Consider the following 12,472-nt stretch of genomic DNA (forward strand, 5'->3'; position numbering starts at 1 on the left):
GTTCTTTTACATACAGGCTTGATTGCCTGGTTGGTTTATTACTACCTGTCCGTTATTGATGGGATTATATTTCTTTTTTTACTTTGTATTACTGACACCCTTTTCGCGAGGTGTAGGCGTTCTATGTTCTGGCCGCCATCGTTGGACAGCTTTTCTATTTTATATTGCTGAAACGTGTTTCGCGAGGCAGAGGGCTACTGTATAAGTCACTCTGGCAAAAATGCCAGGTTCGGGCATTTCTGCCGAAAGTTGCTTATACTCCGCCCTCTAACCGCCCCTCTTCCGCACTCTCTTTCTCTTTTACATTGACTAAACGTGCTCCAGAAGGCAGGGGGCTACTATGTAAGTCACTCTGGCAAAAATGCCAGGTTCGGGCATTTCTGCCAGAGTGACTTACACTCCGCCCCCTAACCGCCTTCTTCCGCACTCTCTGGAGGTTCCCATGCAACCCACAAACAACAAAAAAATCGGCCTCTTTCCCCTTGTCATGCTTGCCCTTGGCTCCCTCATTGGGTCTGGGTGGCTCTTTGGGTCCTGGGAAGCGACCAAAATTGCTGGACCCGCCGCCATTATTTCTTGGATCATTGGGGGCCTTATTATTGGCGCCATCGCTTACGACTACGTTGAAATCGGCGCCATGTTCCCCGAATCCGGCGGGATGAGCAAGTATGCGCAATACTCCCACGGCTCACTGCTGGGCTTCATTGCCGCCTGGGCCAACTGGGTCTCGCTGATCACGCTGATTCCCATCGAAGCCGTTGCCGCCGTGCAGTACATGAGTTCCTGGCCGTGGTCTTGGGCAAAATGGACGCACCACTTTCTTAGCGGCGGCGTCATCACAACATCCGGGCTCTTCGTCGTTTTCGGGTTCATTATTGTCTTTACCCTGTTGAATTTCTGGTCGGTCAAAGTGCTGACCCACTTCACCAGTCTGATTTCGGTCTTTAAAATCGGTGTGCCGTTACTGACCATTATCCTGTTGACCATGTCTGGTTTCCATCCCGCCAACTACGGGACGAACTGGCACCAGTTCATGCCCTATGGGTCGGCGCCGATCTTCACCGCGACCTCCGCTGCCGGGATCATCTTCTCCTTTGACGCCTTTCAAACGGTCATTAATATGGGAAGCGAGATTACGAATCCCCGGAAAAACATCGGTCGCGGGATCACGATTTCGCTGCTGATCAGCGGCATCATTTACATTATTTTACAGAGCACCTTCATTACGGCGATACCACCGGCAATGATTGCGAAATACGGCTGGCACGGCATCACATTTAACTCGCCGTTCGCTGACATGGCCATTCTGCTGGGCATTCACTGGCTGTCAGTGCTCCTCTACATGGACGCCTTTATCTCGCCGTTTGGGACGGGCGTCTCCTTCGTAGCATCCACCGCACGGGCGTTGTTTGCGATGGAAAGTAACCACCACATTCCCCGCTTTATCGGCAAGATCAATCCGAAGTACGGTATTCCGCGAGTTGCCATGCTGGCAGATACGGTGCTGAGCATGGTCATGGTGTCGGTCTTCCGGTCGTGGGCGGTGCTGGCGACGGTGCTGTCAACAGCGACCCTGATTGCTTACCTGACGGGACCGGTCACCGCGATGTCGTTGCGTAAAATGGGGCCAAAATTACATCGTCCGGTTCGGTTAAAACGACTGCCGTGGATTGCCCCCATCTCTTTTGTGTTGGCCTCACTAGCGACCTATTGGGCCATGTGGCCGACAACCGTTCAAGTGATCTTAGTCATTCTCTTGGGGCTGCCTTTCTACTTCTACTATGAATGGAAAAACGGCTTCGTGGCAACGCGGAAAGCCTTCAAAGCCAGTCTGTGGATGATTGGGTACCTGATTTTTATCTCAATCATGTCCTATATCGGCAGTAAACAGTTCAACGGTCAAAACTGGATCCCCTACCCGTTAGATTTCATCGTCATCATTTTGGCTTCCCTGGGCTTCTATTACTGGGGTATCAAGAGCTATGTTGTGACCGGTGATTACTATCGCGCCGAGGAACTGAATAAAACTGTTGCGAATGAAGACTAGTAAAAAGCCTCCGAGAATTGAATTCTCGGAGACTTTTTTGATTGTCTTTATTGGCGCTTATACGCTTCTGGAAACCGATGGCTAATATCAGTGAACACACCATCAACACCCCAGTCAAACAGATGGTACGCCGCCTTAAGGGAATTAACTGTCCAAACATTCAGTTCAAAGCCAGCCTTTTTCAATTTTTCAACGCGTGCCCGTGTCAACCCGCGGACATCTGGATGAATGATTTTCGACCCAGTATCGGTCGCAATGGCAGCCCAATCCTGCTTGGACTGGGTACGTTTAAACAGCATCGCAGTCGGCGTATCTGGGCTTAGGGCCTTAAATTGCTTCAACATTGTCGCGTTAAAGCTCGACACAATGACCTGCGATTGCGGGGACACGCGCTTAAGTTCTTTAGCGAAGCCTTCAATCAAAGTTGTCGCCCGTTCATCCCTGCCTAGATAGGGCTTCAACTCAAAGTTCACGTTCAGGCCATCGGCGTTGATCAAATCAATCAATTGCGGCAATGTCGGGATGCGCTGACCCGTAAATTCTGAGCCGAACCACGAACCCGCATCCGCCGTCTCAACTTCAGCCAGCGTGAGTTCATGAATGGCACCCTTCTTATCTGTCGTCCGGTCGATACTTTCATCGTGCAGAATCACGATCTGGCCGTCAGCAGTCAGATCCAAATCGGTTTCTAACCAATGTACCCCGGATTCCTTAACCTTATGAAACGCAGCCAGCGTGTTCTCTGGTGCGAGTTGTGACATTCCGCGGTGGGCAAAGACCCGCTTCGTAGATGGATCAAATGCTTGTTTTTTAATCATTAGCGAACGACCATCACTGAAATGGGGTGCGTACTTAGCCATATAGGCCGCCTGCGAGCCAAACCGCTTCCGCAGGCCAGTCTTTGCGAGTGAACCAATAACGAGAAGGTCTGGTTTCAAAGCCGGAATGATCTCCTTAACGATCGTTTCACCGGGATCACCCTCGGACACCGCAGTATTCACCTTTTTAATACCAAAGCGAAGCGCTAACTGCCGGTATTCTTCCAAGTGTTTTTGGAGTTCGTCACGCTTGCCGTGCACAAAATCCTTGCTCAGGGCTTGATAAACGTTCATGTCTTCCGATTCTAAAATCGATGTAATGGTCAGTTCGGCGTCGTCACTTTTCGCCCGATTCATGGCGTAACGAAAGGCCAATTGGGCGTCGGGAGAATCATCGACCCCAACCAAAATATGGGTAAATTTCTTTGGATCCAATTCTGACACTGTAGATCAACTCGCTTCCTATGCCTAATTTGATGCCTAATTTGATGCCTGATCTAGTTGCGTCTATTTTAACATGGTGGCTGGGGAGAGTGAAGTAACAGAGTGTGGAAGGAAGCGGTTATGGAACGGAGTGTAAGCCAACTTTGGCAGAAATTCCCGAACTTGGAATTTGTGCCAAAGTTGGCTTACATGCAGTGCCTTGCTTCCTGGAACACGTTTCGCTACGTTGACAAGAAAGACACAAATATAGAGTTTAAAAAGAACCATAACCTCTAAATACTCGCATCACTTAATCATGACTAAAAAACAGAATAAACTTTTTTTACAACAAAATAACAACTAATGTCGACCCGCATCAATCCCTATAACACCGCATTTAAACGTATATCCTCTCTCCCGTAAATAAGCCCAGTATGCAACAATGCCCACCACCAATCGTTTAATCTGCTTGCAGTTTAGGAAATTCTAGGTATACTGTATAGGCTAAGGGGAACTGTTGGGGACATCCCGGCAGCATCATTACAAAGGAGCAGGCTTATGACTAGAACGGGGAAATTCCTAGGACTCATTGCGCTATTTGGCGCACTCTTTGGTGGATTCAGTGCAAGCTCTTCGGTGGCTCAGGCAAGTACATTGCCGGCAATGAAGATCAGTCAGCTTAGCTACCAATCAGCAACGAAGACACTTTCATTTAAGACAACGACCAAGGCAGCAGTCAGTAAGGTTGCTGTGGCTTACAACGGCAAAACAACCTATTATCCGGCTAAAAAGAACGGCACAGCGATTACCTACACATTCAGTGGCAACCATAACTTCAAAATTTATGGCACCACCAGTAAGAATGGTCGCTTGACTAAGGCCGCAACGATTACCAACCAGCAGTATGGCACTACCGACCCGTTGAACTATAACGAGAACCGCAGTGAAACGACTTTTACGCTCAACGTCACAACGTTGGGCGCGAACCGTACCGTTCGGCTTTACGGTGGTGATAAGTTGCTCGCCACCAAGACTACTGGTGCGAGTGGTAAAGCAACGTTTACCCTGACCTCAGGCGAGTATGCCAAATATGGCAAACGGCTTGGATACACGGTTCAGGCGAAGAATCGAAAAACTGCTGCTAAGATTGATGTAACCTATATGCCGCATGCTTCAGATATTGCGTTTAATGCTGTGGCTTAACAGTAGTTGGTTACAATAAATTGAATAAAAACAGCCTGATCTCGATTTGAGATTAGGCTGTTTTTTTGTATATTGTCGTTATTTGGGTGGATATTCTGGGTGACAAGTTGCTGTTTTGGCTTTCTATTTTACATAGACTAAACGAGTTACACGAGGCAAGGGGCGGCCATGTAAGGGACTCTGGCAAAAATGCCAAGTTCAGGCATTTCTGCCAGAGTCCCTTACATTCTGCCCCTTAACCGCCTCGTTCCACTCTCTATGCCCTTCCCTCAAAACGCCCTCAGCCACCTTACGTCGCTTAACAGACTGATTCAACATCAGTGCCAAAATCAACGAAATAAACGCAAACACCGCCGCACCAAGGCTGATCCATTTCAAACCGACGTGGCTCATCATCAACGAGGACGTCGCCGATCCCAGCGAAATGCCGAAGTTAAAGAAGATCGAATTCAGCGAGGATGCCAGCACGATTGATTGTGGATACTCGCGCTCAGCCACGTTTAAGAAGTGGATCTGAATCGGGGAATTTAAGATCGTAATGATCAGCGTCAAGATCAACAGGATTGCTAACCCAGCGACCTTGTTTCCCAATGCAAACGGTAACAGCGCCAACAGCACAATATCAGCCACGTAGAATCGCGGCATGTATCGTAACCCCTGATGTTCCGCAAGTGTCCCTGAAAGTCGATTGCTAATGATACTCATAATCCCGATAATAAACAGCAGCCAGTTCAGACTCGCCGTGCTGAATCCCAGCGCGGTAGTCAGCAGTGGCCGAATGTAAGTGTAATAGCCATACATCGCGGCGGCCGTAAACAGCACTAAGAAAACGGCAATATAAATTCGCCGGTCCTTTAATAAGGTCAGCTGACCGCCAACCGAGCTGGAAACCTGCGGCAAATTTCGCGGCAGAATAAAGATCAACAGCACAAACGTCAAAATGGTGATGATGGAGATCACGAAGAACGTATACCGCCAGCCATAGGTCATACTGATGGTCGTTCCTAATGGCACGCCAAACACCGACGCAATGCTGAACCCAGCAAAGATCCAGGACACTAGACTTGCCCGCTTATTCGCCGGCGCAATCGCGCTCGCAAACGTCATGATCAGTGAAATGATGGCGCCGGCGACCGTTGCCGTCAACATCCGTGCTAACATCATGGTCAAAAAGCTGGTCGCAAAACCGCTCAACGTATTGCCAATCAAAAAGATAATGATCAGCGTCAATAACGTTTTATACCGGCTGAACCGGCTCGTCAAAATGGTGACAAACGGCGTGCAAATCGCATACGTGGTGGCAAAAATCGTCACCAGATACCCCATTGTTGCCACCGGCGTGCCAAACGACTTAGCCATGTCCGATAGAATGCCGACAACGATAAACTCATTACATCCCAACATAAACGCCACTAAAACAAAAATAATAGCTTGAATCCGATACTTACTCATAGCGCCTCCCTTTTGACACGTTTCCTACTTAATAGCCTAAAACACGGTTGCGTTTAAGACCCTAATTCACACTAATATGACCCTAGTGCACAGCTCACGAATTGGGCTGATTGCCACCAAGTAGTCGGATGCCCGACCACAGCAAAATCGCACCCAGGACACCACCGAGGACGTCCGTTGGAAAATGCACCTGCAGATAGAGTCTTGAAAACCCGACCAGGAGCACCCACAGTATCAAAACAACCGTGGCTGTCCACCGTAGCCATTTTCGGTGCCACTGAGTCACAAACAACGTCCAAATCACAAGTGCCACCAACGTCGTGCCCAGGGTGTGCCCGCTAGGAAAACTGTAGCCGCCCGTCGGTAAAATTTGATGCAACGGCCGTGGTCGTTTCACGATCGACTTGATCACCGAATAAAACCCGTCACCCATTAAAATGGTTGCCACTGCGATACCGCCTTGCCAAGGCTGCCGGCGAAGCACTAAGATCACCGCGATCACTAGCGTCTCGATCAGCGTGGCTGTTGGCCCGCCAGTGTTCGTAATGCCCGTGATCACCCTAGTGTGCTGCGTAGTTTTAAATGCTCTGATAGCATTCAAAATGTCCTGGTCCAGCCCATGGGTCACCCCCGCTGCGACTAGACCCATAAGCACCAGAAAGCAGACCGCGCTAACGATCAAACACCATTCCCAGCGTTGCCGTACTTGTCGTCTCACCTGACCATGTCTCCTTCACTAATCCGTAGGTAATAAAAACCGTTGTGTGACCTGGGTCAACGTCGCATGGAGCGGTGCTTGAAGTTCCTCGCCGTCCACTTGAATGTGCTCGCCAGCCTCGGTCTCAAAATGAAATTCTGGCCCTTGATAATGGTGAATTTGCGGCACATCTGGCTTCTTTTTTAGCAACGCCACGAGCGCTTGCCCAATCACCTGCCATTTTTCCTTATGCACGATCACGAGGTGCAAAGCACTGCGGTCGTCATCTTCTGGCATGATCAACCGCACGCCGCCGCCTAAAAACGGGTGGTTCGTGAAGACACACAAATACGACCGGTCATCGTGATGGTCAAGCGCCCACTGGCCCCAACTTGCCGTGAAGGCTTTTTGATGCATCAGCGCCGTCGCAAAGTGTAACGGGTATGACAAACTGCCTAATTTTAGTTTATTCATCAGATTTTTTGACCGTGAATGGTTCGTTGCGTAAACGACCAGTGCATCAATGCCGATGCCGAAATTATTAATGAAATACTTCGTGTCGAACTCCTTGGCGCTGACCCGGCCAACGTTCACGCCACGCGGTTCCGCTGTTGCGAGGCTCGCAGCCGCTTTTTGATACGTCAACGGGATATGGTTGGCACGCGCAAAATCGTTTCCCGTTCCCGTCGGAATGTAACCGATCGGCACCTGGCCCTGGCCCATCTCCTGCAAGCCGTTCACCACGTCATGCAACGTCCCGTCACCGCCGACCACGATCACCTGCAGATCTGCCAAATGGTCGCGGTAATCGCGCACCAGTTGTTTAACGATCAGATTTGCGTCCCCCGGTTGATGCGTCTGATGCTCATGGTACGCCGTCAAATTAGCCGTGATCATTGTGATCAGCTGTGGCATTTGTTTCGCTAATCTGGCGTTGCCCGCATCCTTATTAATGATTAATTCCCCAACAATCGAAATGACGATCAGCTCCCTCAAAAATAGTCTACTCACATGTTACCAGAAAATTCGCGGAATTGGGTCAGATTTAACGCCGAAAACGCGCTGGTAGCGCAATCTTTTTCCAAGTTGCCATAATAGCGCTTTATTTTTTCACATTCCAGATGCGAAAACCGCAATAAATGGCTTATAATGGAATGCAGGCTCAATTTTGGGGGAATGATTCAGATGAGACATCACCGGATAAAACACGTCATCATGGCGGTTATCATGCTAATTGCTTTTAGTTTACCGTTTCAAACTTCTGGTTACATATCAGCCGCTACCAACCCCACCATTACCCTTGGTGTATTTCGCAGTCAGGCAGTGTCAACGTCACTTGTCAGCACATCTTCAGTATCCGCGCCGATCACCTTCACCAGTACTGATCACCGGTTAGCACAGCAGGGCAGCCAAGAGTCCGCCCTGCTGATCACCAGTCCGACGACCCAGCCAGTTAGACACCCGTTTCCACTGATCACTAAGGACACGGTGCCAATGGTGGCGCTCGTTTTGCTTGTCCTTATCTTTTCTTGGACAAGTATCGGCGGCAATGAAGTCGTGGCGCTGATGCTTAAAAAATGGCACCACCAGAGACCTTCTTAGCCGACAGGTATATCGAAAAGTGATAAACTGGGGCAACAGCGAGTCATACTGTCACCTAAAGGACACATCGTATTAAAGTGAGGTTTGAACTAATATGATCCTAGAACGTCAAAATTTCATGAGTATTCCAAAGACAAACGATAACATCAAGCGCGCAATTGGCACGGATAATGTCAAACAACTCCAAGAGTTGGGCATCATTTACCAACTTGGTCAATCTGGTGTTAACGAGGTCGGTACAAAACTGGAAAACCTTGACACGGAATTTCAAATCAAGCACGATCATAATCCGATCCACCACATGGAAGAACGGATGAAGGATGTGCAAAGTTTGTTTAAGAAACTGAAGCGCAAGAATCTTGAGCTTTCAGCGCAGAGCGTTCGGGATAACATTTACGATATCGCCGGCATCCGTGTCATCACCAATTATCTGGATGACGTGTACCAGATTGAACGGATGCTGTTACAGCAGTCAGACATTACGCTGACTCGCCGCAAAGACTATATTCGGCACCCGAAGGAAAGCGGCTACCGGTCACTGCACGTTGTCGTTTCTGTACCGGTATACCAGTCGGACGGTGCGCATGATATCCCCGTTGAGATTCAGATTCGCACGGTTGGGATGGACATGTGGGCCAGTCTTGAACATAAGTTGCGCTATAAAACAGATACCAATCCTGAGTTGGTCGATAAGTATGCGGATCAGATCAAGGGGTTTTCGGATGAGATCACTTCGATTGAAGAACGGATGCAGACGATTTATCAGGATTTGAATGATGCAGATACTAAGTGATTTTTAGGACAGCAAAAAACGGTCATGATCCAGGTTTGAGGATCTGACCGTTTTTTTTTGCTTTTTTGAGGTCTTGATTGTGTGCTTTCTTGGCCTCATTGTCGAAACGTGTTCCGCAAGGCAAGGGGCGGCCATGTAACGGACTCTGGCAAAAATGCCAAGTTCAGGCATTTCTGCCAGAGTCCGTTACATTCTGCCCCTTAACCGCCTTGCGCCACACTCTATTGCCGTTCAAGACTGGCTAATACTGGTTTGAGATACTGCTCTTCCGCCTGTTTTCTTGCCTTGATAGCATCGCTGCGCTCCTTGAAAATGGAGTTTAGCACTAGATGTCCCTTAACATAGAGTCTGGCAACCCAAACATCACGACCCTTTTCGTAGCTGACGCCAATCACGCCGCTGCGATTGGTCTGTCGGCGCTTGGTCATGGCTAACACATTTGTGCCGTCAACGATACCTAATGACGCGGTGTTGCCAATATGGTTACGGAAAGCCTCGTTCTTCGCACAATTTTCCTTTGACTGTGCGCGTCGCAAGCATCCGCAACTTCTGGTCACACCCGTTTTTAGATTATACGCATCAACCACACATGACTGACCGCATGTACACTGGCACTGCCAAAGTGCATTCCCATTCGGTCGTTTACCGACCTTTTTGATGGCAGTTAACCGGCCGTAATGATTGCCTGTTAGATCAATTGTTTTCATTCTCGCACCCCCCGGATTGTGAGAAATTAATGCCTATCTCCTATATCCCTGTTACAAAGTTAGTGTATGCCCCAAATCACCTTGGTGCCTATCAATATTAAAGCGTTTTAACGGAATTATTGACTAGAATTGCAACTTATCGAAGTAAAGTTGTTTCAAAACGCGATTCAACTCCGTATAATCCGGTCCGTAATTCATGCCGAGCAACACAAAGACCCGCGCGCTATCGTGGTGCGGATACGACTTCATCTGGTCGGTAATGATCAGATCGTAGTCTTCCTGCGGTTCATAGGGTTGCAGACTCACCTTGATGTGCTGGTTAATATGCGCACCGACCCGCGCAATGGCCGCCACGTTGAGGATCTGTTCAAGGTTAAAATCACAAGCAATCGTTAAGAAACTATTACTACTGCCCAGCGCCATGTTCAAAATGACGGCATACCGCATGAACACTTTGTTAAACTTGTCGGAATCATGCGTTGAAATCGCTAAGGTATTAAACGCTTCTTCGCAGAGCGTGTCACACTTTTGGACCAATTCATTAGCAGCTTGACCGTCAGAAAATCGGCTAAGTTCTTCTTCAGCAAACGCCTTGGCGGCAACTGACGTGATATCCGTCGACAGCGCGCCCTGGTAAAAGGCGAGGCAGAAATGAATTTGGCTCAGTGACAATTCAGTCTCCTCTGTAAAGGCGCTTGGCAGCCTCGCAGCAAGCGGAATTCGGCCAACTGTTTGTATGAATTTTCGGTTGAGTTTACCAATTTTTGGAAATTGTTTGCCAAGGTTTTCTAAAAAGCGGCGCGCACTTGGATTTTCCGTGTTAAGACAAAAATGGATCACTAAAAAGCCGACCGCCTGATTTAACTCGCGTGGATCCCACGCTAGATGAACCTGGTGGAAGTAGTGTTGCAAATCATCCGAGAAATGCTGAATGAAGGGGCTCCGAACCGGTATTCCGGAAGTTAAACGTGTCGTAATCGATATCTGACTCACGCGCTGAGTTCAGCCGCTGTTTGACCAACCCAAAATAAACGGCCAGCATCACCCGTCCCGTTTCGGTAATAAACGTGTCAAAGTGCCCATTTTGCATGAGCTTGTCCACCCGATCATCCGCGTATTCAAAGCGATTGACCTGAATCGGCCGTCCCAACCACAAGAGTTGAAAGTAAAAATACCGAATCTGCGCCTCGCAACCAAATAGTTGCGTATTTTTGATTCGAATATTAAACTCTGCCAGACTCTGGTTGATCTCCCGAATGCGCCGAATAAGCGTTGACGTACTGACACTTAAGGCATCCGCCAATTTTTGTATCTTAAATTGACGGTGGTTTAACAGGTAGATCAGTACCTGATACTTCACCGATTTATGCAGATAATGATAGTAAACATCGCTAAAAGAGACATCACCGCTATGCTGCAGTGAGACTTCCCCATCGATATTGACGATCACTAGGTTCGGCCCCAGTGTCTGGAGGTTAAACGCAATCAGCTTAATATCTTCTCGAACCGTGCTGACGTTGATGGCAAACGTTTTGGCAATTTGGTTAACCGTCAAAGCCCGTTGCTGTTTCGATAGTAATTGAATCATCTTAATTTGACGAACATCACTATGATCCAGTAATTCGAATAATTTCACCTTGACTTCCCCGCTTTCTCCCATGTTGGAGGTACTTAACCTCCAGCATGATTACTAAAAAACACCCCTCCATATTTAAAAACGCCTTTATAAATGACGCTTTGCCCCCACGCCGCAATCATTTAACATGAATACTACCATTTTAAAGCCATTTTTCAGGACATGAATATCAATTTTTGACATTGCCTTATGAATAATTGATAGTGCCACCGCCAATGGCACCCATTTGAATGCAACATATACACCCATAAGGTTCAAAAAATGGTCATGATTTACGCTACTAGACTCAGATATTGAACAGATAGCCCCAATAAAACTGGGTATACTATAAACGTAGCTGTAGTACCTAGTTATTTCGAGCCGTGTTGGCAGGGTAGATACCCCCTACCACGTCACTCTCCAGGACAGCTGTCAGCATGAATCTCCCTCAGCAGCTACAACAGTTAAATTTCCTAAACGTCCGGGCACCGACCACTAGTGGGTCGATGTCCTTTTTGTTGGGGAAATCCTTGACTGAGCAACCAGATTTCTTACCGAATCATTCTCTCAGGTTAATCATAACAATAAATGCGGGAAGTGAGGGGAATGATGACTTGTGAAAGAGTGTGGAGGTGGGGCGGTCAGAGGGTGGAGCCTAAGCGACTTTGACCATGAAAGCCCGGGCCTGGCTTTCATGGTCGAAGTCGCTTAGGTGCAACCCTTTGCCCCACCGGAACACGTTTCGGCTATGTAGGATAGAAAGGCTTGCAGAAACTGCCACGTAAATCAAAGATGATTTTCAGGTAGCTACATATGCCAAGCCTAATTTAAGTTAGACTGCTAGTCTTAATTTTATACATAGAGGTTGAATAAATTTTTTTCATAGATGTTTAGACAACAGCCTTCTAGGCCTCATAGCCGAAACGTGTTCCTGAAGGGCAGAGGGCTCCTGCACAAGCCAACTCAGGCAAAAATTCCAAGCCCAGGAATTTCTGCAGTCTTTCTATCCTACATAGCCGAAACGTGCTCCTGAAGGGCAGAGGGCTCCTGCACAAGCCAACTCAGGCAAAAATTCCAAGCCCGGGAATTTCTGCAGTCTTTCTATCCTTACATAG

The 12,472-nt window shown here is 48.1% G+C and carries 12 protein-coding genes and 1 pseudogene; 4 read left to right on the forward strand and 9 right to left on the reverse strand.

The window, feature by feature from the left end:
* Nucleotides 1-442: 442 nt before the first annotated feature.
* Nucleotides 443-2,047 (forward strand): APC family permease, encoded by a 1,605-nt coding sequence (locus AYR61_RS02505; RefSeq protein WP_065901523.1) that lies wholly within the window; start codon nt 443-445, stop codon nt 2,045-2,047.
* Between the two features lie 47 nt (nt 2,048-2,094).
* On the opposite strand, the gene AYR61_RS02510 is transcribed toward AYR61_RS02505, so the two are convergent.
* Both AYR61_RS02510 and AYR61_RS14785 read right to left on the reverse strand, forming a co-directional pair.
* A complete protein-coding gene (locus tag AYR61_RS02510; RefSeq protein ID WP_065903716.1) occupies nt 2,095-2,865 on the reverse strand; it encodes a glycerophosphodiester phosphodiesterase family protein in 771 nt (256 codons plus the stop codon).
* Nucleotides 2,865-3,309 (reverse strand): annotated as a pseudogene (locus AYR61_RS14785) (universal stress protein). Before AYR61_RS14785 ends, AYR61_RS02510 begins: the two are co-directional and overlap by 1 nt.
* 537 nt (nt 3,310-3,846) lie before the next feature.
* Between AYR61_RS14785 and AYR61_RS02515 the strand changes: the two are divergent.
* Nucleotides 3,847-4,491, forward strand: coding sequence for a hypothetical protein (locus tag AYR61_RS02515; RefSeq protein ID WP_054708541.1), 645 nt, complete (start codon nt 3,847-3,849; stop codon nt 4,489-4,491).
* A 198-nt stretch (nt 4,492-4,689) separates the two neighbouring features.
* Here the strand turns inward: AYR61_RS02515 and AYR61_RS02520 are convergent, their stop codons facing one another.
* The 3 genes from AYR61_RS02520 to AYR61_RS02530 form a co-directional block, all read right to left on the reverse strand.
* Complete coding sequence (locus AYR61_RS02520) at nt 4,690-5,943, reverse strand: MFS transporter (RefSeq protein WP_082409174.1); 1,254 nt, start codon at nt 5,941-5,943, stop codon at nt 4,690-4,692.
* Nucleotides 5,944-6,037: 94 nt separating this feature from the next.
* Complete coding sequence (locus tag AYR61_RS02525) at nt 6,038-6,661, reverse strand: phosphatase PAP2 family protein (protein ID WP_056987995.1); 624 nt, start codon at nt 6,659-6,661, stop codon at nt 6,038-6,040.
* Between the two features lie 18 nt (nt 6,662-6,679).
* On the reverse strand, nt 6,680-7,651 hold the full coding sequence (locus tag AYR61_RS02530) for a diacylglycerol/lipid kinase family protein (protein ID WP_225356505.1): 972 nt from the start codon (nt 7,649-7,651) through the stop codon (nt 6,680-6,682).
* A gap of 174 nt (nt 7,652-7,825) precedes the next feature.
* Here AYR61_RS02530 and AYR61_RS02535 point away from each other — a divergent pair, with 174 nt between their 5' ends.
* On the forward strand, nt 7,826-8,242 hold the full coding sequence (locus tag AYR61_RS02535) for a hypothetical protein (protein WP_054708532.1): 417 nt from the start codon (nt 7,826-7,828) through the stop codon (nt 8,240-8,242).
* A 94-nt stretch (nt 8,243-8,336) separates the two neighbouring features.
* Nucleotides 8,337-9,035, forward strand: coding sequence for a GTP pyrophosphokinase (locus tag AYR61_RS02540; protein WP_054708529.1), 699 nt, complete (start codon nt 8,337-8,339; stop codon nt 9,033-9,035).
* 221 nt (nt 9,036-9,256) lie between these two features.
* Here AYR61_RS02540 and AYR61_RS02545 read toward each other — a convergent pair whose 3' ends face one another.
* The 4 genes from AYR61_RS02545 to AYR61_RS15285 form a co-directional block, all read right to left on the reverse strand.
* The gene (locus AYR61_RS02545; RefSeq protein WP_054708526.1) at nt 9,257-9,742 is read right to left on the reverse strand and encodes a hypothetical protein; all 486 of its coding nucleotides are present in this window, start codon (nt 9,740-9,742) and stop codon (nt 9,257-9,259) included.
* Between the two features lie 123 nt (nt 9,743-9,865).
* Nucleotides 9,866-10,735, reverse strand: a complete 870-nt coding sequence (locus AYR61_RS02550; protein ID WP_191982271.1) for a hypothetical protein — start codon at nt 10,733-10,735, stop codon at nt 9,866-9,868.
* Nucleotides 10,656-11,378, reverse strand: a complete 723-nt coding sequence (locus AYR61_RS02555) for a helix-turn-helix domain-containing protein (RefSeq protein WP_191982272.1) — start codon at nt 11,376-11,378, stop codon at nt 10,656-10,658. The genes AYR61_RS02550 and AYR61_RS02555 overlap by 80 nt, the downstream gene beginning before the upstream one ends.
* Before the next feature lie 87 nt (nt 11,379-11,465).
* Entirely contained in the window at nt 11,466-11,636 is a 171-nt protein-coding gene (locus AYR61_RS15285) for a hypothetical protein (RefSeq protein WP_191982273.1), read from the reverse strand.
* Nucleotides 11,637-12,472 lie beyond the last annotated feature (836 nt).

Origin of the sequence: Secundilactobacillus paracollinoides (genome assembly GCF_001702155.1) — a bacterium.
GTDB lineage: Bacteria > Bacillota > Bacilli > Lactobacillales > Lactobacillaceae > Secundilactobacillus > Secundilactobacillus paracollinoides.

Bases quoted from the DNA above. Each gene is read 5' to 3' on its own strand.
- AYR61_RS02505 (WP_065901523.1), top strand. From the start codon at position 443: ATGCAACCCACAAACAACAAAAAAATCGGCCTCTTTCCCCTTGTCATG.
- AYR61_RS02510 (WP_065903716.1), bottom strand. From the start codon at position 2,865: ATGATTAAAAAACAAGCATTTGATCCATCTACGAAGCGGGTCTTTGCC.
- AYR61_RS02515 (WP_054708541.1), top strand. From the start codon at position 3,847: ATGACTAGAACGGGGAAATTCCTAGGACTCATTGCGCTATTTGGCGCA.
- AYR61_RS02520 (WP_082409174.1), bottom strand. From the start codon at position 5,943: ATGAGTAAGTATCGGATTCAAGCTATTATTTTTGTTTTAGTGGCGTTT.
- AYR61_RS02535 (WP_054708532.1), top strand. From the start codon at position 7,826: ATGAGACATCACCGGATAAAACACGTCATCATGGCGGTTATCATGCTA.
- AYR61_RS02540 (WP_054708529.1), top strand. From the start codon at position 8,337: ATGATCCTAGAACGTCAAAATTTCATGAGTATTCCAAAGACAAACGAT.
- AYR61_RS02545 (WP_054708526.1), bottom strand. From the start codon at position 9,742: ATGAAAACAATTGATCTAACAGGCAATCATTACGGCCGGTTAACTGCC.